At 64.4% G+C, this 20,724-nt stretch carries 22 protein-coding genes; 14 read left to right on the forward strand and 8 right to left on the reverse strand.

What is annotated here, in order from left to right; translation table 11 throughout:
• The first annotated feature begins 121 nt into the window (after positions 1-121).
• The 5 genes from CH293_RS07550 (at position 122) to CH293_RS07570 (ending at position 5,447) form a co-directional block, all read left to right on the forward strand.
• Positions 122-1,183, forward strand: a complete 1,062-nt coding sequence (locus CH293_RS07550; protein WP_094719848.1) for an ABC transporter substrate-binding protein — start codon at positions 122-124, stop codon at positions 1,181-1,183.
• A gap of 101 nt (positions 1,184-1,284) precedes the next feature.
• Entirely contained in the window at positions 1,285-2,250 is a 966-nt protein-coding gene (locus tag CH293_RS07555) for an iron ABC transporter permease (RefSeq protein WP_094720082.1), read from the forward strand.
• Positions 2,247-3,011 (forward strand): ABC transporter ATP-binding protein, encoded by a 765-nt coding sequence (locus CH293_RS07560; protein ID WP_019665682.1) that lies wholly within the window; start codon positions 2,247-2,249, stop codon positions 3,009-3,011. Before CH293_RS07555 ends, CH293_RS07560 begins: the two co-directional genes overlap by 4 nt.
• Before the next feature lie 44 nt (positions 3,012-3,055).
• On the forward strand, positions 3,056-4,027 hold the full coding sequence (locus CH293_RS07565; RefSeq protein ID WP_094719849.1) for an arsenic resistance protein: 972 nt from the start codon (positions 3,056-3,058) through the stop codon (positions 4,025-4,027).
• Positions 4,020-5,447 carry an FAD-dependent monooxygenase gene (locus tag CH293_RS07570; RefSeq protein ID WP_094719850.1) on the forward strand — a complete coding sequence of 476 codons (1,428 nt, stop codon included), beginning with the start codon at positions 4,020-4,022 and terminating at the stop codon, positions 5,445-5,447. Before CH293_RS07565 ends, CH293_RS07570 begins: the two co-directional genes overlap by 8 nt.
• 1 nt (position 5,448) lies before the next feature.
• Here the strand turns inward: CH293_RS07570 and CH293_RS07575 are convergent, their stop codons facing one another.
• Positions 5,449-6,051 (reverse strand): TetR/AcrR family transcriptional regulator, encoded by a 603-nt coding sequence (locus CH293_RS07575; protein WP_094719851.1) that lies wholly within the window; start codon positions 6,049-6,051, stop codon positions 5,449-5,451.
• A 112-nt stretch (positions 6,052-6,163) separates the two neighbouring features.
• On the opposite strand from CH293_RS07575, the gene CH293_RS07580 reads away from it, so the two are divergent.
• A complete protein-coding gene (locus CH293_RS07580) occupies positions 6,164-6,802 on the forward strand; it encodes a hypothetical protein (protein WP_255122757.1) in 639 nt (212 codons plus the stop codon).
• Positions 6,803-6,820: 18 nt separating this feature from the next.
• Complete coding sequence (locus tag CH293_RS07585) at positions 6,821-8,314, forward strand: alpha/beta hydrolase (RefSeq protein WP_094719853.1); 1,494 nt, start codon at positions 6,821-6,823, stop codon at positions 8,312-8,314.
• Between the two features lie 40 nt (positions 8,315-8,354).
• On the opposite strand, the gene CH293_RS07590 is transcribed toward CH293_RS07585, so the two are convergent.
• Positions 8,355-8,942 (reverse strand): hypothetical protein, encoded by a 588-nt coding sequence (locus CH293_RS07590; protein WP_094719854.1) that lies wholly within the window; start codon positions 8,940-8,942, stop codon positions 8,355-8,357.
• A gap of 66 nt (positions 8,943-9,008) precedes the next feature.
• Between CH293_RS07590 and CH293_RS07595 the strand changes: the two genes are divergently transcribed.
• The 5 genes from CH293_RS07595 to CH293_RS07615 all read left to right on the forward strand — a co-directional run bounded on the left by CH293_RS07595 (position 9,009) and on the right by CH293_RS07615 (position 12,267).
• Positions 9,009-9,458 carry a MarR family winged helix-turn-helix transcriptional regulator gene (locus tag CH293_RS07595; protein WP_037111871.1) on the forward strand — a complete coding sequence of 150 codons (450 nt, stop codon included), beginning with the start codon at positions 9,009-9,011 and terminating at the stop codon, positions 9,456-9,458.
• Positions 9,459-9,548: 90 nt separating this feature from the next.
• Positions 9,549-10,415 (forward strand): helix-turn-helix domain-containing protein, encoded by an 867-nt coding sequence (locus CH293_RS07600; protein ID WP_094719855.1) that lies wholly within the window; start codon positions 9,549-9,551, stop codon positions 10,413-10,415.
• Between the two features lie 65 nt (positions 10,416-10,480).
• Positions 10,481-11,050: a class I SAM-dependent methyltransferase gene (locus CH293_RS07605; RefSeq protein ID WP_094719856.1), complete on the forward strand. Its 570-nt coding sequence runs from the start codon at positions 10,481-10,483 to the stop codon at positions 11,048-11,050.
• On the forward strand, positions 11,047-11,661 hold the full coding sequence (locus tag CH293_RS07610; RefSeq protein ID WP_094719857.1) for a LysE family translocator: 615 nt from the start codon (positions 11,047-11,049) through the stop codon (positions 11,659-11,661). The genes CH293_RS07605 and CH293_RS07610 overlap by 4 nt, the downstream gene beginning before the upstream one ends.
• A gap of 33 nt (positions 11,662-11,694) precedes the next feature.
• Positions 11,695-12,267 carry a hypothetical protein gene (locus CH293_RS07615; protein WP_037111876.1) on the forward strand — a complete coding sequence of 191 codons (573 nt, stop codon included), beginning with the start codon at positions 11,695-11,697 and terminating at the stop codon, positions 12,265-12,267.
• A gap of 9 nt (positions 12,268-12,276) precedes the next feature.
• On the opposite strand, the gene CH293_RS07620 is transcribed toward CH293_RS07615, so the two are convergent.
• Entirely contained in the window at positions 12,277-12,651 is a 375-nt protein-coding gene (locus CH293_RS07620) for an Lsr2 family protein (protein ID WP_037111878.1), read from the reverse strand.
• Positions 12,652-12,847: 196 nt separating this feature from the next.
• Between CH293_RS07620 and CH293_RS07625 the strand changes: the two genes are divergently transcribed.
• Both CH293_RS07625 and CH293_RS07630 read left to right on the forward strand, forming a co-directional pair.
• Positions 12,848-13,078 (forward strand): hypothetical protein, encoded by a 231-nt coding sequence (locus tag CH293_RS07625; RefSeq protein WP_037112226.1) that lies wholly within the window; start codon positions 12,848-12,850, stop codon positions 13,076-13,078.
• A gap of 55 nt (positions 13,079-13,133) precedes the next feature.
• Entirely contained in the window at positions 13,134-13,568 is a 435-nt protein-coding gene (locus CH293_RS07630) for an SRPBCC family protein (RefSeq protein WP_037111880.1), read from the forward strand.
• 10 nt (positions 13,569-13,578) lie between these two features.
• Here CH293_RS07630 and CH293_RS07635 read toward each other — a convergent pair whose 3' ends face one another.
• The 5 genes from CH293_RS07635 to CH293_RS07655 form a co-directional block, all read right to left on the reverse strand.
• On the reverse strand, positions 13,579-14,640 hold the full coding sequence (locus CH293_RS07635) for an NAD-dependent epimerase/dehydratase family protein (protein WP_037111881.1): 1,062 nt from the start codon (positions 14,638-14,640) through the stop codon (positions 13,579-13,581).
• A 117-nt stretch (positions 14,641-14,757) separates the two neighbouring features.
• Positions 14,758-16,977, reverse strand: a complete 2,220-nt coding sequence (gene katG / locus CH293_RS07640) for a catalase/peroxidase HPI (protein WP_094719858.1) — start codon at positions 16,975-16,977, stop codon at positions 14,758-14,760.
• 56 nt (positions 16,978-17,033) lie between these two features.
• Positions 17,034-17,459 carry a Fur family transcriptional regulator gene (locus CH293_RS07645; RefSeq protein ID WP_094719859.1) on the reverse strand — a complete coding sequence of 142 codons (426 nt, stop codon included), beginning with the start codon at positions 17,457-17,459 and terminating at the stop codon, positions 17,034-17,036.
• A gap of 416 nt (positions 17,460-17,875) precedes the next feature.
• Entirely contained in the window at positions 17,876-19,162 is a 1,287-nt protein-coding gene (locus tag CH293_RS07650) for a lipase family protein (RefSeq protein WP_094719860.1), read from the reverse strand.
• An 84-nt stretch (positions 19,163-19,246) separates the two neighbouring features.
• Complete coding sequence (locus tag CH293_RS07655; protein WP_094719861.1) at positions 19,247-20,698, reverse strand: YdiU family protein; 1,452 nt, start codon at positions 20,696-20,698, stop codon at positions 19,247-19,249.
• Between the last annotated feature and the right edge of the window lie 26 nt (positions 20,699-20,724).

Raw genomic sequence — 20,724 nt, forward strand, 5'->3', positions numbered from 1 at the left:
GTTCAATAGTCCCAGCGCGATATGACTTCGGGGATCGGCATAGGTTAGCCTATCCGCGTTCGTCGCCTCGTACGTTCTGCGCGAGTGGATCGCGCAGACATGGCGCGTCCACTCACGCATTGTGCCGTCCCAGAAAGTGTTCATCGTGAGTGCATTGCTCAGGCGCGTCGGCGCCATGGCCGTCGTCGCTGGACTTCTCACCGCGTGCGGTGAATCCGAGGCCGTCACCGATTCCGACGCCGTCGGCGGCAACGGCGACACGGCCTACCCACTCGTCCTCGACAACTGCGGCGAGTCGGTCACCGTCGATGCTCCCCCGCAGCGCGTGGTGTCGTTGGACCAGAATTCGACCGAGATCCTGTTGTCTCTCGGCCTGCAGGACCGCATGGTCGGCACCGCGTCGTGGACCGACCCGGTGCGAGAGAACCTCGAAGCGGCGAACTCCGACGTCCCCCGCCTCGCCGACAACGCACCCACCTACGAGGTGGTGCTCGACGCCGACCCCGACTTCGTCACCGCGTCGTTCGGCCGTCACTTCAAGGAGGGCGGCGTCGCCGAGCGTGCCCGCTTCGCCGAGACCGGCGCCGAGACCTACCTGTCGCCGACCGACTGCGACAACGGCCTCAGCATCAACGGCGGCAACACCAGAACCAACCCCTTGACAGTCGATGCGCTCTACCAGGAGATCACCGAGCTCGCCGAGATCTTCGACGTGCAGGACCGCGGCGCCGCCCTGGTCACCGAACTGCAGGATCGCATGACCGCCGCGACCGCCGAACTGGCCGAGACCGGTGAGACCATGGCGTTCTGGTTCGCCGACACCAAGAGTCCCTACGTCGCCGGCGGACTCGGCTCCGCCAACCTGATCGCGACGACAGTCGGGGCCACCAACGTCTACTCCGACCTGGACGACGACTGGCCTGCCGTCGGGTGGGAGACGATGGTCGACCGCAGCCCGTCCGTGCTCGTGCTCGGCGATCTGCTTCGTGCGCGCTTCCCCGGCGACCTCCTCGCCGACAAGATCGCGTTCCTGGAATCGGACCCGGTCACCAACACCATGCAGGCTGTGCAGGACAAGCGCTACATCTCCCTCCACGGAGCCGAGATGAACCCGTCCATCAGGCTCGTCGACGGTGTCGAGAAAGTCGCCGCGGGCCTGCGCGAGATGGGCCCGCAGTCCTGAACACCACAGTCCTGAACACCACAGTCCTGAACACCACGGCGCCTGCCGCACGTCGCAAGCTGGGTCTGCCCGCCGTTCTGGTGGGCGGCCTCGCCCTGCTCGTGGCATCGGTCGCCATCGCGATGACGCTGGGGCCTGCGAGTGTGTCACTGGTCAACGTGCGCGATGTCGTCACCAATCATCTGGGTCTGACCGACATTCCGGTGAAGGTGTCCAAGAACGCGATCGTGTGGGAGGAGCGACTACCTCGCAGCCTCGTCGCCGCCGCCTGTGGGAGTGGTCTGGGCATCTGCGGTGTCATCATGCAGTCGCTGCTGCGAAACCCGCTGGCGGACCCGTTCGTTCTCGGTATCAGCTCGGGAGCCTCGACAGGCGCTGTCGTCGTCGGCATCCTCGGAATCGGTGGTGCCGCACTGGGGCTGTCCGGTGGAGCGTTCGTCGGCGCCCTCGTCGCGTTCGGACTCGTCCTACTGCTCGCCCACCTGTCGGGCGGAAACAACGACCGGGTCATCCTCGCGGGTGTGGCCAGCACACAACTCTTCTCGGCGTTGACGTCGCTCGTGATATTCGCGTTCGCCGATTCCGACGAGACCCGCGGCGTCATGTTCTGGCTGCTCGGATCACTCGAAGGCGTTCGCTGGGACGACGTCGCCCTGTGCGTCGCGGTGGTCGCCGTCGGAGTCGCGCTCTGCTTCTATTACGCCTTCGTCCTCGACGCCTTCAGCTTCGGGAACGAGGTGGCGTCCTCCCTCGGAATCAACGTGCGCGCAGCACGTACTGCACTGCTCGTCGTCACCGCGCTGATCACCGCGACGCTCGTCAGTGTCGCAGGCGCCATCGGATTCGTCGGCCTCGTACTGCCGCACGCCGCACGGTTTCTCATCGGATCACGACACAACCGGCTGATCCCCGTGACCGCGCTGATGGGCGCGGTATTCATGGTCTGGGTCGACGCCGTCTCCCGCGTCGCCTTCGCGCCGACGCCTCTGCCCGTCGGCGTCGGCACGGCGCTGGTGGGAGTTCCTGCATTCATCGCCATCCTGGCCAGACGGAAGAAGTCCGCATGACACTCGCAGCGTCCGACGTGCGGTGGCAGCGTGGGGGTGCTCTCGTCGTCGACGGGGTGACCCTGACACCGGCGCCCGGCGATACCGTCGGACTGCTCGGCCCCAACGGATCCGGCAAATCCTCACTGCTGCAACTGATGAACGGCGCCGTCAAGCCGACGTCCGGCGTCGTCACGCTCGACGACGCGGAACTGGCCGGCATGCGTCGACGCGACATCGCGAAAGCCGTTGCCGTGGTGAGTCAGCACGCCGACACGGATTTCGACATCACCGTCGCAGACGTCGTTCGGCTCGGCCGCATCCCGCACCGTGGCGCGTTCGGCGGTAATGCGTCGGCGGACCAGAAGGCAGTCGACGCTGCGTTGAAACACACCGGGTTGACCGACAAGGCGCACCGATTGTGGCACCAACTGTCCGGTGGCGAGCGGCAGAGGGCACAGATCGCGCGCGCCCTCGCCCAGGAACCGCGCGAGCTTCTGCTCGACGAACCGACCAATCACCTCGACATCCATCACCAGCTCGAATTGCTGTCCCTCGTTTCCCGGCTGCCCATCACCAGCGTCGTTGCGTTGCACGATCTCAACCTCGCAGCGATGTTCTGCACCCACATGGTGGTGTTGTCGCAGGGCAGAGTGGTCGCTGCGGGCACCCCGGCTGCGGTACTGACCGAGGATTTGATCTGGGAGGTGTATCAGGTGCGAGCCCACGTGAGCACCCACGGGCCGAACGACACAGTGTTCATCCGTTTCGACTACCGGTAGGAGCCGAACACCGGAACACGACGCGGCCCACTACTGTGACGAATATGCACACCTGGCTCGAGAAGCACCAGATCGCTCTGTATCTGGCTGCTTTGACGGTGGGAGCCGTGGTGGGGTTGGCGTCACCGCAGTCGGCGCCGGTGTTCGAACACGCCATCAACCCGGTCCTGATCGTGCTGTTGTACGCGACGTTCCTCGCAGTCCCGTTCGCGTCGATCGGAAACGCGTTGAAGGACAGTAGGTTCCTGACAGCTGCGGTAGTACTGAATTTCGTGGCAGTACCGGTCGTGGTGTTCGCTCTGACGCGGTTCGTCTCCGGCAACGAGGCCGTTCTCGTCGGGATCTTGCTGGTGCTGCTCGCACCGTGCATCGACTACGTCATCGTGTTCAGCGGACTGGCGGGAGCCGCTTCACAGCGTCTGCTCGCCGCCGCACCGCTCTTGATGCTGCTTCAAATCGCGTTTCTGCCACTGTATCTGTGGATTTTCGTCGGCTCCGACGTCGTGGCTGTCATCGATGTGACGCCGTTCGTCCACGCGTTCTTCCTACTCATCGTCGTTCCGCTCGGATCGGCGGCTGCGACACAGGCCGTGGCACGCCGGCACGCGATCGGCCGGACAATTATGGACACCGCAGCGAAAGCGATGGTTCCGTTGATGATGGCCACGCTGCTGGTGGTGGTCGCGTCGCAGATCGACTCGGTTCGTGACCGCGGAACGGAACTTGTTTCCGCCGCAGCCGTATTCATCGCGTTTCTGGTGGTCATGGCGTTCGTCGGTCTGGCTGCGGGACGGATCGCTCGCCAGGACGTACCTGCGACGCGTGCGCTCGTCTTCTCCGGCGCTACCCGTAACTCGCTCGTCGTGCTGCCGTTGGCGCTCGCTCTGCCGGATTCTCTGTCGGTAGCCGCGGTGGTCGTGGTGACGCAGACGTTGGTGGAGTTGGTCGGCATGGTGGCGTACGTTCGACTCGTCCCGCTACTCGTACCCTCCCGAAAGCGAGGTCGTCGTGTATGAAGTGGTGATCGTCGGCAGCGGTCCGACGGGGTTGATGCTCGCCGCCGAACTGAAATCGGCCGGGGTGGACGCCCTTCTCCTGGATCGACGCTCGTCCCAGGACCTCGTGGGTTCCCGAGGCGGCGGAATACACTCCCGCACAATCGAACTACTCGATCAGCGAGGCATAGCCCAACGGTTCCTCGACGAGGGCACTACCGTACAGGTGGCGTCGTTCGCCGGTACGCGGCTGGACATCGGACAGCTACCCACCCGCCATCCGTACACCCTTGCGCTGTTCCAGAATCACATCGAGCGTTTACTGCTGGAACACGCCCTCGAACTCGGCGTGACCATCAGACGTACCAGCGAGGTCACCTCGGTCGACTGTTCAGCCGTCGACAACGCTGCAGTCGTTCTCGATTCAGGCGAGAGACTGGACGCGCAGTACGTCGTCGGCGCCGATGGCGGCCGGAGCGTCGTACGTCGGGAGTCCGGAATCGACTTTGTCGGACCCGACGCCACCCGCAGCAGTCTGATCGCCGACGTATCCGTCACCGAAGAACTTCCCACTGCCGGGAAGATCGACGAACGCGGTGTTCACGGCCTGCACGCCATGGGCGACGGCACGGTGAGAGTGGTACTGACCGAGAAGGAGCTACAGCGAGGCACCGAGCCCTCGCTCGACGATCTCCGGCGCGGTCTCGTGGAGGTGTTCGGCACCGATTTTGGCGTTCACTCACCCACCTGGCTGTCCCGATTCACCGACGCCACGCGCCAGGCGGCGTCGTACCGGAAAGGTCGAATCCTGCTCGCCGGCGATGCCGCACACGTGCATTCGCCGACGGGAGGCCAAGGCATCGGTCTCGGACTGCAGGACGCAGTGAATCTCGGGTGGAAGCTGGCTCAGGTAGTGCGGGGCACCAGCAGCGACGCACTGCTGGACACCTACCATTCCGAACGGCACCCCGCCGGCGCACGAGCATTGAAATACACGATGGCGCAATCGCTCTTCCAGAAAGCCGACCCGCGGCAAGAGGCAATGAAGGATCTGCTCGACGAGATAGTCGTCGGCGATGGGGCAACTCGTATGGCAGCGTTGATCTCCGGGCTCGACGTGACCTACGAGATGGGCGTCGGACATCCGCTTCTGGGGCGGCGCATGCCGGACCTGGACCTCGTCACCGATACCGGGCCGACCAGGGTGTTCGAATTGCTGCACTCTGCCGCGCCGGTACTACTCGAATTCTCCGGGCCGTCGGTGAACGGAGTGCGCGCGCAATGCGACGGGCCGTGGGAACTGCCCGTGATCGGCGAAGTTCCGGCGCCGACAGCCATACTCGTGCGGCCGGACGGTTACGTCGCCTGGGTGGGAGAGGGCACCGACGACGGATTGTCCGCCGCACTGACCACCTGGTTCGGGGGGATTCTCCCCGGCTGACTCACCCGCCGGAGGCGGCCTTCAGCACCGCGTCCACTGCGAAATACAGTGTGGCGGTTTCGGTGTGCAGAACCGAATGGTCGATGGGCACCGCCCGATCCAGCGACAGGCCGGTGACGACGGTGTTGAGGAACATTGCCTGCTGACCCAGGTCGCCGTCGGCGCGGGCTCCCTCCTTGTCCAGGACGCCCAACCAGTGTTCGACCCTCCGCCTACCCTCGTCGGTGATCGCGGCGTACGAGGCGCGAAGCCGGTCGGTGGGTTCGGGTTCCACGAACGATGCCATGAAGTTCAACCAAGCCTCCCGCGCCTTGTCGCCGACGAGCGGGCTCAGAATCAGACGCAGGCACTGCACCAAGCGGTCGCGCGCCGGCACTGTCTCGTCGTGAATGACCTGGTCGTCCGTCGTCACCACGTCGTAGATGGTCTCGAGAACAGCATCACGAAGCGCGCGCTGCGTCGGGAAGTGGTGCCGTAGCGACCCCATGCTCACTCCGGCGCGCGCGGCCACCGAGCGCACGCTCAGCGTCGACGCCTGATCCTCGCCGATCATCTCGCACGCCGCGATGATGATCTTCGCTCGCGTATCGAGCACCTCTGCCATCGTCTCCCTCTTTCCACTCGACTAGCACGCCGTGCTAGCACAGTGTGCTAGTGTCGGCTCATCGCTTACGACAGTACAGCGTGCTAGTGCTTTCACCAGGAAAGGAAGAGCAGTGTTCGACGAATGGAAACAGCACCGGGCCACCCGCCGGGTGCGAGTGGGCGACGGACGCGGACTACAGCCATTTCGCTGGTGGCAACTGCCCGGCCGCGCGCTGTTCTACCTGAAGCGCGAGAACACGGAGTACGCGATCGACGTCAGGCACTGGCAGAACCAGAGCTCGGGAGACGTCAAGGCAGACCTCTACCGGGACGGGCGCCACCTCGCAGAATCGAAACTGCCGGCGGCGTTCACCGTCGACGACGGCATCATCGACGTCGCGATGAGCGGCTTCGGCCTCAAACGCTGCCACTTCATCGCCGACGACGGTACCGAGAAGCAGCTCGTGCCGGACCCCGCGTCGGCAGAGGGTCGTCGGGCGCGCCTCGACCGCCACCACCCGACCGCCAGCCGCGCCATCGGGGTGGTATCGGCAACGATGCTGATCGTCGGAGTCGTGCTACTGCTCCTGCAGCTCGCCGACGCGGTGTCGAAGGTACCGCCCATCGCCGACTCCCTCGGAGTCTTCACCTCACCCGTCAGCTTGCCGGTGTGGCTGAACATCACGCTCACCCTTGCCACCGCCGTCGCCAGCATCGAGCGCGGCCTTCGCCTGCGCTACCACTGGCTGCTCGACGCAGCGGCCAACTGAACCGAAAGGAAACACACCATGAAAGTGATTCGCCCAGCATTGATCCTCGCGGCGTCCGGAGCGGTGATCGCCGGTTGTTCGGCGTCCTCCACCCCGGACACGGACGCACTCCCACCTCCCGCCTCGGCCTCATACGACTGGACTGCACAGAACGAACCGATCACGTGGGCGGCCTGCCCCGACGGCTTCGACAGCACCGGATTGCAGTGCGCGACAGTGCCCGTACCTCTCGACTACGATGACCCGGACGGCGAACGGATCGACCTCACCATCTCCAAGCTCGCGTCGACGAATCCCGACGAGCGACGCGGCTCGCTCATGCTCAATCCCGGCGGGCCCGGCGGCACCGGACTGGACCAACCCAAGTTCCTCGTCGAACGCGGAATACCACAGGAGACACTGGACAGTTACGACCTCATCGGCATCGACACACGCGGAGTCGGACACTCGTCGCCCATCAACTGCGGAATAACCGACGACATCCAGTATCGCGGGGCAGTTCCACCGTATGCCTACGACGACAGCGCATTCGAAGAACAGAACACCGTAGCGAGGCGCGTCGCCGAGAACTGCGCCGAAGGCGACGACGGCCGCATGAAGCACGTGACAACGGCCAACATGGCGCGCGACCTCGACAGCATCCGCCAAGCACTCGGAGACGAGAAAGGCAATTTCCTCGGGTACTCCTACGGATCCGCCCTCGGGGGTGCGTACGCATCGTTGTTCCCGGACAAGACCGACCGAATAGTGTTGGACAGCAACATCGGTGACACACACCTCGACCGCGACGGTATGCGTAGTTACTCCGAAGGCATGGAGGACACCTTCCCCGATTTCGCGAAGTGGGCAGCGGAGCGCAACGAGCAGTACCGATTGGGCAGTACGCCGGAGGAAGTACGGCAGACGTACTTCACCATCGCCGACAAGCTGGATCGCGAACCTGTCGAGGGACTCGACGGCCGCAGCTTCCGGCTCGGAATGTTCGTGGCGCTGTACAACCCGGCCTCGTACGACGCGACGGCGCAGATGTGGAGGACAGCGCTGGACACACTCCCCTCCGAGGGCCCACCCGTCGGACAAGGAGCGTCCGCATTCGACAACACCTGGTCGGTCTTCCTGGCGGTCACCTGCAACGACGTCGAATGGCCCCGCGACCCGGAGGTCTACAAGCAGGCAATCGAAGAAGACCGCGAGAAGAACCCACTGTTCGGCGCCGCAGCCGCGAACATCATGCCCTGCGCGTACTGGCAGCTCGAGCACACCGAACCACCCGTACCCGTGGAGGCCGACGGTCCGACGAACATCCTCGTCGCACAGCACCAGCGTGACCCGGTCACCCCGTTCAGCAACGGCGAACGAATCAACGAGATGTTCGGCGACCGCTCACGACTGCTCACCGCCGACGGCAGCGGCCATGGCGTCTACGCTCTCGGGCAGAACCAATGCGCCCAGGACGTCATCACCGACTACCTGGTCGACGGGGTCATGCCGAACGACGACGTCAGCTGCTGACTCGGGCTACGAATCCCCACGCTCGATTCGCGGACCCGACCTACGCGTCGCACCCACTGGTACCGGTGCGACGCGTAGGTCCCTGGTGCGTACGTGAATTGCGCGTCAGGATCTTCGCGCGAACCAGCATCAGAACCACCAGCGCCGCAAGCCAGCCGACCTGGGACAGCAACACTCCCACGCCTGCCTGCCCTGTCGAATCGGTGCTCGCGCTGACCGCAAATGCAGTCGTGAATCCCCCTGCGGTGCCCAGGGCAGCGACCAACCCGCCGGCACGGGCCCACCTGGAGAGCCGTGCTGCGCCGAAACACACTCCGACAACCGTTGCGCCGCAGGCTACTACCTGCCACGTCGGAAACTGGTTCGGCGCGGGCAATCCGGGCCCTCGGATCTCTCCCCTGTAGTCGGCCGACCAGCTCAGCCATCCGGTGCACGCCACGAACCCACCGACGAACGCAATCGAACCGGTGCCCCACACTCCCACTCGTCCACTACCCGTCTGCCCGGCGAATCGTGCCCTCTCCGACCACAGCGCTGACCACACCGCACAACCGCCGATCACGGTCGGCACACAGACGAAAATCAGCACGATCGACGAGAACTGCGACCACGTGAACTCGTCTGCCATCTCACGAGTATGCATCCTGACGCAGCGTTTGACCTCGAGTGCACTCGAGCTTCTACCGTCGACTACATGAACACGACACGGGACATGCAACCGCCGGAAAAGCAACCCATAGGATTCTGGACCGTCCGCGCAGGTGAAGCGATCCGCACCCGGACCCAGGGCGCGCTCCGCGACATCGATGTGGCACAACCCGAATGGTGGCTTCTGCACCAACTTTCTCTGCACCCGGGAGGCGTCGATCGTGATGCGACAATCGAGCTGATCGGCCACAATGACACCCCACAGGCGATCGTCGACGCCATCGACTCCGCAACGCACAAGGGGTGGGTGACGCAAACAGACACCAGGCTGACGTTCACCGACGCGGGCGCCGACAAGTTCCGCGACGCCGCCGACGTCCAACGCGACCTACACACCGAACGGATGCAGGGGGTCAGCCCGGAGGACTTCGCGACGACCATTCGAGTGCTGCAGCAGACCATCGAGAACGTCGGCGGTGACGCCTGGCATTGGTAGCATCACCGACAGTTCACGGCACGGAAAGTCGAGAATCCACACTGGGAGCACTCCTATCGTTTCGGTCAGAACGAAGGAAGGCAGGACGGCATGCTCGGTCGGTGGAACGATGCTCTCGGTTACATCGAGGACAACTTGGCGGGTGAGATCGACGCGACGGAGCTTGCGCGGATCACGCTCACCTCGCAGTATCACTTCCGACGCGTCTTCTCGGCGCTGGCAGGCATGCCGCTGTCGCACTACATCCGAGCCCGCCGAATGACGTTGGCAACGGCGGAGATTCTCGACGGTGTCGGAATTCTCGACGTCGCATCCAAGTACGGATACTCGTCGTCGGACGCCTTCACTCGGGCGTTCCGCCAGATGAACGGCCTGACGCCATCGGCGGCACGCAGGCCGGGTGCAGTCCTTCGTTCGCAGCAAGCGGTGACATTTCACCTGACCATCGAAGGACGGAGCACCATGCGATACCGAATAGTCGACCTGCCGGAATTCCACATCGTCGGTAGAAAAACGCGAATCCCCTTGAAGTATCAGGGCGAGAACACTGCGATGACGGAGTTCCACCAGAGCCTGAAACCCGGAACCGGGCAGGCGCTCGAAGCGGTCGCCGACGTCCCGGAGTTACCCGAGATCTTGTTCGTCAGTGACGGATTCGAGCCGGATCGAGAAGACGGGAGCCTGTTCGACTACTACTTCGCGGTGGCGTCGTCGACGCACCATCCGGAGTGGGACTCGCTCCGGGTGGCGCCGTCGAAATGGGTGGTGTTCGAGGCGCAGGCGTCGGAGAACTTTCAGTCTGCACTGCAACAACTCTGGGCCGATGCGTTCAGCGAATGGTTCCCTTCCAACCCCTACCAAGTGGTCCCGGGGCCGGAACTGCTGACCGTCACCGAGAAGAGCGCCGACTGGACTTCGGGACGCGGCGAGCTCTGGATTCCCGTCGAGCGACGCTGAGTATGGGAGTGGCGCGGAGCTCGGTACCGCCCAGCTCCGCATGCCGGAAAGGCTACCGTTGCTCGGTGACCGCCTACTCCGATCGTGTCGCCGAATACGTACACCTGCTGGACTCGATGGGCGCGGTGCATCCGTCGGATCGGCAGTTGGTCACCGAGTGGGCGACGTCGGTGTCGGGGCCCATCGTCGACGTCGGCTGCGGCCCTGGCCACTGGACGGACCATCTCGCGTCCCTCGGCCACGATATTCGAGGGATCGATCCGACGCCTGAGTTCGTCGAACATGCGTCTCGCAGGTATCCAGGGCGACGGTTCGACGTCGGGGTCGCCGAGAAACTGCAGGGACCCGTCGGCGGGATCCTGGCCTGGTACTCCCTCATCCACCACACACCGGACGAGATCGCCGCGCCGCTCGAAGAATTCGCACGGGTGCTGCGACCAGGTGGAAGCCTGCTGATCGGATTCTTCGAAGCGCCCGAACTGGGCCCGTTCGATCACGCGGTCACGACGGCCTATCGGTGGCCCGTACCTGCGCTGACGGACCGGCTGGGAGCGTTCGACGTCGTCGAAACACACACTCGAACGGGCGTCGGCTGTCGACCACACGGGGCGATTTTCGCTACGGTGAAGTCGTGAACACACACATGTTGTGGGGTTTCGCGATCGCCGCGGCGCTGGCGTACGTCATTCCAGGGCCCGACTGGTTCGTGGTGCTCAGACACTCGTCGCGATCACGAGCCGACGGTCTGCGCGCCGCGTTGGGCGTCCAGAGCGGGCTGATGGTCCACATGACCGTGGCGGCACTCGGGCTGTCCGCGGTACTGCTCGCGAGCTCTCAGGCGTTCACCGTCGTCAAGCTCCTCGGGGCCGCGTATCTCGTGTTCCTCGGTGTCCAATCTCTGCGCGACGCCGTACGCGGCAGACCCGCGCCGGACACCACCGACCGATCCGGGCGGATCTGGGCTCAGGCATTCCTCGCCAACGTCCTCAATCCGAAAGCCGCACTGTTCTTCGTTGCCGTACTGCCACAGTTCATCGACCCGTCCGCGGCCGTGACCCTGCAGATCGTCGTGCTCGGGGTGGTGGACATTGCCCTCGGTGCACTGTGGTGGCTGCTGTTCGTCGTCATCACCGTGCATTTACAGGGCCTTCTCCGACGCAGGCGCGCCCGGATGGCCATCGACGGCACCGCAGGTATCGCCCTCTGCGGCCTGGGTGGAGCGCTCGCCTTCACCTCCCGCCCCTGACTGCGCTGTGGGTTCTATGAGCACCGAGCTCCCGTGACCTTCGTCGAAGACCTCGACCCCGACGACCCCGGTGTGCGGCGGATCAACTACGCCTTCGTCCCCGACGACGACCCAGAGCTACTGGCGCACATCGAGCGATTGGCCGAGCGCCGCAACGAACGTGAATCGGCGCGCCGATCGCGCACGACCGTTCCGAGTTTCCGGAAGCCACCGCGGACTCGGGCACTCCGAACACTCCCGCCGAAGACTTTCCCCGCGCCTCCCTCGTCGCCGCATCGCATCCACCTCGAGAACATCGGGGTGCATCCCACGGGTCTGGTGTTCGACGTCGTCTCGCAGGCCGGTGACGGGATGTACCTCGGCATCGTCCTGGACGACGGCACCGTGGTGTCCAACCGAACGAGCTCGCTGTACTACGCCCCCGAGGACGGCGACCGTCGCACACCATGGTTGCACCGTGGGAAAACACACAACGCACGTACTCGGTATTTTCTCAGCCCGCTGCCGGCGATCGATCTCGAAATTACTATTTCTTACCCAGAAATTGGAATCGATCGCGCAATGACAGTGGCGGTGCACAACTCGATCGACGTCACGAGAAGCTGAGAACAGCTGTCAGTTGGCGGCTTCGTACGCCTCGACGATTTCCGCGGGAATACGGCCGCGGTCGTTGATTTCGTAACCGCTGTCCGCGGCCCACTGCCGGATCGCACGAGTCTGTGCCGGATCACGCTTCGTGGTCGGGGCGGACACAGCAGGCGCGCTCTGTGCTGCACCGGCCGGTGCAGCCTTGCGCTTGCGCCCACCGACACGTGTGGCGTATTCGACGTAGAATTCGATCTTCTTGCGAAACTCGTTGGCGTTCTTGTTCTTCAGGTCGATCACGTAGTCGACACCGTCGAGCGAGAATTCGATGGATTCCCCTTGACCCTCGTCGATCGACGTGCCATCGATGTCATCGATCAATTCGTAGATAACCTGCTTCGCCACGGTGCGAGGCCTTTCGTATCGAGGGATTTGTCTTCAAGGCTATCCAACAGCGAATGGAAAAGCAGAATCGGGCCACGAATCGTTATCGACGAAAGTCCGCCGTGGCGACCGTTCGGTACGCGAGTACGCGAATGCGAAGGATTGATTCCACCCGAAACGGGTAACAGTGGTCGCGGACAAGAAGGGACTTTCACCGATGACGCTCGACCGCGCTGCACACGCTGACGACAGCAACCAATCCGAGGAGTCGATACTTCTCGACGCCCTCCCGACGAAGATAGTGCTCGACATCGTCGGCGCGACGACGCTGTTCACCGCCATCGCACTCGCTCTCGACGTGTCCGACGGGGTCCTGGTCACCGCGATGGTCGGGGCGCTCGTCGTAGCCTCACGGCTCCTGCGGCGGCGTGTGCCCGACGAAGTGTGAAACAGGTCGCCGGCGGGTAGTACAGGGCACATCTACCCAGCGAAGGACGTTCCCCATGCCCACCTCACGTGAGACCACCGCCAGCTGCGACGACGTGTGGGAAGTGCTCGCCGACGGGTGGACGTACGCCACGTGGGTGGTCGGGGCGAGCCGCATCCGCGCAGTCGACGAGAAATGGCCCGCCGAGGGATCGAAAATTCACCACTCCGTCGGAGTCTGGCCAGCAGTGTTGAGCGACGAGACTCGGGCTGTCGGAATGCACGAGGGACGTGAATTACAGCTCGAAGCCCGCGCATTACCATTCGGAAAAGCCCACATCACACTGCGTCTTCATCCTCAGGCGTCGGGCTGCACAATCGAAATGATCGAACATGCGTCGTCCATGCCGGCCAGCATCGTTCCCGATTCGGTACAGCACCTGTTGGTGCATCCACGCAATTCCGAGGCATTGCGACGTCTCGCCCTGCTCGCCGAGAAAAGAAACGGCTGAGAACGCTTCTTCAGGACGGCCGCCCACGGGAAACGAATCCACGGCGAACGAAGGACCGCGCCGTGTCCGACACGGTCCTCTTCCGCATCGGCGGACCGTCGCCGAACGCGCGGTCCTGCATTCCGCGCACCGTCTCCCTCAACACTGCCGGACCGTCTTTTCTTGCTTGCCAACCCAATTCGTCGCGGGCACGGGTGGCGTTCAACAAAGGCGTCGCGAAGGCCAGCTCCACCCAACCGTGGTGAATCGGCAGGACGTGTGCCGTGAAACCTATCCGGACAGCGCTCGACAGCACCCTCTTCGGGGTCGGAACGATTCGAACACCGAATGCATCCGCGACCGTCTCGGCCCGAACCGGCGTCGGGGCAGCAAGATTGAACGGACCCGACGCACGACGCTGCAGTACCTTGACCACCGCGTCGGCGACGTCGTCGCTGTGCACTGCGGGAACGACGAAGGATCTGTCGATGGGTAGGAACGGAACGACGTCCACGACGGAGGACGGTACGAGATCCGGTAGCGCATAACGCAACAACGCACTGCCGAACGAATACTGACTGATCAGCCCGGGACGAAGACGAGCAACACGCATTCGAGTGGACAGACCGTCCAGGACGTCCTCGGCAGCAGCCTTGTCCATGCTGTACGTGGACGCCTCGACCCCTGTCCTGGGCCAGGATTCGTCGACCTCGACGCCGTAGGCCCCCGGCGCATAGATGCCACCGGACGACAGATGAACCAGCTGTCCGACGCCTGCAGCCTCACAAGCCCGCGCCACACGTGCGGTGCCGTCGACATTGACCCGCCGCAGATATCGACGATCCCGCATGGGCTGGAATGCAATGGCGAGATGAACCACCGCGTCGACCCCACTGAAGGCGTCGAGCAGGGTTTTCTCGGAGTCCTCGGATGCAAGATCGACCTGAACCCAGGTGACGCCGTCGAAGGGCGACTCCTGGGGCGGGCGCCGTCGAGACAACCCGACGACCTGCGCATCCGGGTACGCATTTTGAAGAGCCCGCAGAACAGCGGTGCCCACGTTTCCGCTCGCACCGGTCACCGCGATGCGCACTGCGGTCCTCGTATTGCCTTCACACAGCGTGGAATTCCCGGGTTGGAAGAACCCAAACTCCGTGAGTGGAGATACATCGATGTACCTCCACTCACGGACGTGGACTAGAGGAAGGGACTAGCGGACGTCGAACCGATCGTTGTCCGCGACCTTGACCCAGGCCGCGACGAAATCGTCGACGAACTTCTTACCGTTGTCTGCCTGCGCGTAGACCTCGGAGATGGCCCGCAACTGCGAGTGCGAACCGAAGTTCAGATCGATGGCACTGGCCGTCCACCGCTGCTCACCGGTCTTGCGTGTCTTCCCGACGTAGGACCCGTCGTCGGCCTTGCTCCACTCGGTGTCCGAATCCAGCAAGTTGACGAAGAAGTCGTTGGTCAACGCACCCGGACGGTCCGTGAACACGCCGAGCTTGCTGCCATTGTGGTTGGCGCCCAATGCACGCAGTCCGCCGACCAGAACCGTTGCCTCGGGCGCGGTCAGGTTCAGCAGGTACGCGCGATCGAGCCACAGAACTTCCTCCGGCGTCTCCTCGTCGCTCTTGTAGAAGTTGCGGAAACCGTCGGCGCGGGGCTCGAGGTATCCGAACGACTCGACGTCCGTCTGCTCCTGCGAGGCGTCCGTGCGACCCGGCGTGAACGGAACGGTCACCTCGTGCCCGGCATCCTTGGCAGCCTTCTCGATCGCCGCGGATCCGGCCAGAACGATCAGGTCCGCGAGCGAAACCTGATGTCCGTCAGCACCGTTGAAATCGTGCTGGATCTGCTCGAGCTTCGGCAGCACCTCCGCGAGCACGGCAGGCTCGGATGCCTCCCAGCTCTTCTGCGGTTCGAGCCGAACACGTGCGCCGTTGGCGCCGCCACGGAAGTCCGTGTGGCGGAACGTGCTTGCCGACGACCACGCGACCGACACGAGCTGCTGCACCGTCAGTCCCGAGTCGAGGATCTTCGACTTGAGCGAAGCGATATCGGCGTCGTCGATCGGCTCGGACGTCGCCGCCGGAACCGGATCCTGCCACAGCTGCTCCTCGGGAACCCACGGACCGAGGTAGCGAGAGATGGGGCCGAGGTCGCGGTGCAGAAGCTTGTACCAGGCCTTGGCAAAGGCGTCGGACAGCTCCTCCGGGTGGTCGAGCCAGCGACGGGTGATCTCGGCGTAGACCGGATCCTCACGCAGCGAGATGTCGGTGACGAGCATGGTCGGTGCGCGTCCGGGACCGCCGAACGGGTCCGGGATCTCACCGGCGCCCGCGCCGTCCTTGGCGACGAACTGCCATGCGCCCGCCGGGCTCTTCTGCAGCTCCCACTCGTAGCCGTACAGGTTCTCGAGGTAGCCGTTGCCCCACTTGGTCGGCGTCTTGGTCCACACGACCTCGAGACCACTGGTGACCTGATCCTCGCCCTTGCCGGTGCCGTGGCCGTTCTTCCAGCCGAGACCCTGCTGCTCGATCGGTGCGCCCTCGGGCTCGGGTCCGATCTTGTCCGCGGGACGGGCGCCGTGCGTCTTGCCGAAGCTGTGACCACCGACGATCAGCGCAGCCGTCTCCTCGTCGTTCATGGCCATACGGCCGAACGTCTCGCGGATGTCGTGCGCGGCCTTCACCGGATCCGGCTCGCCCTCGGGCCCTTCGGGATTGACGTAGATCAGACCCATCGTGGTCGCGCCGAGCGGCTTCGCGAGCTCACGCTCGCCGGTGTAACGCTTGTCGGTACCCAGCCAGCTGTCCTCGGGACCGTAGAAAACTTCCTCGGGCTCCCAGATGTCCTCACGACCGAACGCGAAGCCGAACGTCTTGAATCCCATGGCATCCAGCGCAACGTTGCCGGCGAACACCAGCAGGTCGGCCCACGAGATCTTGTTGCCGTGCTTCTGCTTGACCGGCCACAGCAAGCGGCGAGCCTTGTCCAGGTTGGCGTTGTCCGGCCAGCTGTTGAGCGGTGCGAAACGCTGCGCGCCCTGACCGCCACCACCGCGGCCGTCGAACACGCGGTACGTACCGGCCGCGTGCCAGCTCAATCGAATGAACAGACCACCGTAGTTGCCGTAATCCGCAGGCCACCAATCCTTCGAATCGGTGAGCACAGCCGTGACGTCGGCCTTCAACTCGTCTACGTCCAGCTTCGCGAATTCTGCCTTGTAATCGAACTTTTCACCCAGCGGCGTCGACTTGGACGTATGCGCATGCAGGATCGACAGGTCGATCTGGTTGGGCCACCAGTCCTTGTTGGTCAGCGGAGCGCCGCTCTTGGGCTTCGGCGACTCGATGACCGGATTTTCGCTCTCGCTGGTGCTGTCGGTCTTCGTGTCGGAGTGGGGTGGGCGGGCGTCGGAGGTCACGCGTGGTCCTTTCCGGTGGGCTGCATTTTCGGGCTGTGATCAACGCCTGGCGATGATCAAGATCTGGTCGCGCAATCGGGACAGAAGCCCCAGAACGTGACCTCGGCCTCGTCGACGACGAAACCATGGCTGTGGGACGGCGTCAGGCACGGAGCCTCACCGAGCGCACAATCCGCGTCGGAGATGAGACCACAACTGCGACACACGACATGGTGATGATTGTCGCCGACGCGCATCTCGTAACGGGCCACATGACCCGCCGGTTGGATACGACGCATGAGACCGACGGCCGTCACCGCATCGAGAACGTCGTAGATGGCCTGACGGGACACCGCTGGCAGGACTGTACGAGCCAGCGTGAAAACAGTATCCGTGTCGACGTGTGGATGACTGTGCACAACGTCCATGACGACAATGCGAGGCTGCGTGACCCGTAGACCGGCTGCACGTAGCCGATCCGCATTGCTCAGGTCCGTCGTCATGACACCGACGATAACCAGATCCGACCCAAAAATCTCGTGTTTTCTGGAATTAGTCAAAATTTCATCGCGGGGTTGCAGACGCCTCATCGGCTGAGCAGGGAGGTTGCGTATCCCCTCCCGCCCCCGGACCGAAAGCGACCTCTGGTCAGTCAGACGGACCGAACCCCACTTTCGCTCCGACGAGGGGGAGCGCTCCGACTGGGTCAGCCCCTCCCCCCGGACCGAAAGCGGACTCTGGTCAGTCAGACGGACCGAACCCCACTTTCGCTCCGACGAGGGGGAGCGCTCCGACTGGGTCAGCCCCTCCCCCCCGGACCGAAAGCGGACTCTGGTCAGTCAGACGGACCGAACCCCACTTTCGCTCCGACGAGGGTTGCGCTCCGAGTGGAGCGCTCCGTTGGACGGGGCTCGGGCTGTCAGCCGATGCGGCAACCGCCGGCAAGGGGGACGTCGTTGAGCCGGTCGGTGATGTAGTTCAGTGCCAGTCCGGTGCCGTAGCCGTCGATGAGGTCCGGGCCGAAGTGGTTGGGCAGGACGGCGCCGGGGAGGATCGGCGGCAGGTCGTTGCTGACGAAGTCGACGGTGGCACCGTTGTCGCACCAGTCGACGGCGAGCTGTCTGGCCTGCTCGTAGGGGACGGTGTCGTCGTTGCGTCCGCTGGTGACCAGCACGGGGGTGGCCGGAGTCAGGGTGCCGATGCGCTGTTCGTCGAAGATCGGTGCTGCTTCCGGAATCGTGCGCAGATTGGCCAGCAGGGGCTGTCGGTCGGCGGTGAACGTCTCGGTCCGCAGGAAAGGTCGGCGGAGGATGACGTCACCGATGCAGGCGTCGCTCAACTCGGCCATGACGGCTTTACCCTCGGGGGTGAGGCGGGCATTGAAGGGATCCAGCAACTCGGGCCTGCGAGCAACGAATCCGTTGACCGCGAATCCGATGACACCACCGATGAGCGTTCCGTCGACCTGCCCGAGTGTCGCCAACAGGTCCGCCGGCGGTGCACCCGCCCAGGTGCCCTTGACGTTCAGTTCCGGTGCATACGTCGGCTGCATCTCCGCGGCCGCGGCGACGGCGCCACCGCCTTGCGAATAGCCCCAGAGCGCAAGCGGAGTCGACGTTCCGGTACCACTGAGGACGTTCGCGACGCGGGCTGCGTCGAGCACTGCATGTGCTTCTTCGATGCGGTTGACGTACGTGTGCACACCGGGCGTGCCGAGACCGACGTAGTCGGTGACGAACACCCGCGCACCGCGTGCGATCCAGACGGACGCCGCGAGCTGTTCCTGGTTGGCCGAGAACGAGACCGGATCGAGTGTGGCATTCAGTCCCGTCTGGAACGCCTTCGACGGTGCACACTGATCCCCCTGCCCGACGGTTCCGGGTGCCACGATGATCGTGGGGCGCTCCCCGGTGCCGCGCCAGGGCTGGCTTGCCTCGATGTACGTCCCGGTGACGGCGACCGGCGAATCGTCCTGCAACCGTGAGGAATACATGACCCGCTGGGCCTTGCCGGGCCAGGTGCCGTCGGCGCCGGGAAACGACGCGAGGAGAGGGATCGGCTCGGTGCGGACGAGCGAGCCCGGAGTCGAATCGAATTCTGCGGGTGGAGAATAGAAGTCCGGGGCCGGGTCGGCCGATGCCGTCGCCGCCGGAATCAACACCGCGGCAGCTAAAGACAGTACGACCGTGACGACGCGCAGATTCACCGTATCCCCCAAGGATGACCCAGTCGCGGGTGGCTTGGATCACACGCGAAGTGGGCTAAACCTAGACAGAATCGGCGGCGAGTGTCAAGTTCCGCAGAACGTCTGGAACCCACTCGCGAAGACCGCAGGCGCCGGTCCGGCGAACTCCGCCCACTCGGGACGAACCTCGAACGGATGAGTGACAACCTCGAGAAGCGTCGTGAACTGGCTCATATCCCCGCCCGTCGCAGCCACGAGGGCCGCGTCGACGAGGTGATTTCGCGGGATGTACACCGGGTTCACACGATCCATCGCATCGGCCACGGCCGCGGGATCGCCGACCAACGCTGAACGCCACCGCGACTCCCACCCCGCCAGCCACGAGGGAACGAAAAATCCAGCCCCCACGGTCGTTCCTGCCGGCTCCACTCCTGCCCCCACGGTCGTTCCTGCCGGCTCCACTCCTGCCCTCAACGAGTTCGCCAGCATGCGGAACGTCCCTGTCCAGTCCGCACCCTCGGCCTGCAGGACCGCCAGGAAGTCGTCGATCAGACTCCTGTCCGGTGAGGCCAGGCCGAGCTTCGAGGCCATTCCAGCCGTGAAGTAGCCGTCGTACCGCGTGTCGAAACTTTCCAGTACTGCGGTGACCTGGGCGATAGCGTCGTCGGGCACCTCACTGATCAGCCGCAGCAGGGTCTCGCCGAACCGCGCGAGATTCCACTTCAGCACCGCGGGCTGGTTGCCGAACGCGTACCGCCCGCCCTGGTCGATGGAGCTGAAGACGGCAGCCGGGTCGTACCCGTCGATGAACGCACACGGTCCGTAGTCGATGGTCTGGCCTGAGATGGTGGTGTTGTCGGTGTTCATGACGCCGTGCACGAACCCGGCGAGCATCCACTTGGCCACCAACGATGCCTGTGCATCGACCACAGCCTCGAAGAACGCCAGGTAATCGCCCGTCGCGGCGGGGTAGTGACGCTCGATCGCGTAGTCCGCCAACGGTTGAACGAGGCCGTCCCGACGAACGGCGAACTCGAACGTTCCCACCCGGATGTGGCTGGCCGCGACGCGCGTCAGCACCGCACCCGGCTCCGGCCCGTTTCGGTACACATCCCGCCCGGTGGCCGTCACGGCCAGCGAACGCGTCGTGGGAATCGCCAACGCGTGCATGGCCTCGCTGATCAGGTACTCGCGCAACATCGGGCCGACGACGGCAAATCCGTCGCCTCCGCGGGAGAACGGCGTCGGGCCGGATCCTTTGAGATGAACGTCCACCCGCCCGTCGCCGACGGGCACTTCCCCGAGCAGCAGTGCGCGTCCATCGCCGAGAAGCGGTGCGTAACCGCCGAACTGGTGACCCGCGTAGGCCATGGCCACCGGGCTGGCCCCGGAGGGAGCGCTGGCGCCCGCCAGAACGTCGACACCGACGTCGGGGATCCCCAACTCGCCGGCGAGGGCGTCGTTGAACACCAGCAACTGCGGACTCGGTGCGTCGGCGCCCTGCCAGGGCAGCACGAGCGCATCCAATCGATCGGCGTAGGTGCTCTCGAACGTCATACTTCGACAGTAACCTCGAGCACGGT

This window comes from Rhodococcus sp. 14-2470-1b (genome assembly GCF_002259415.1).
GTDB lineage: Bacteria > Actinomycetota > Actinomycetes > Mycobacteriales > Mycobacteriaceae > Rhodococcoides.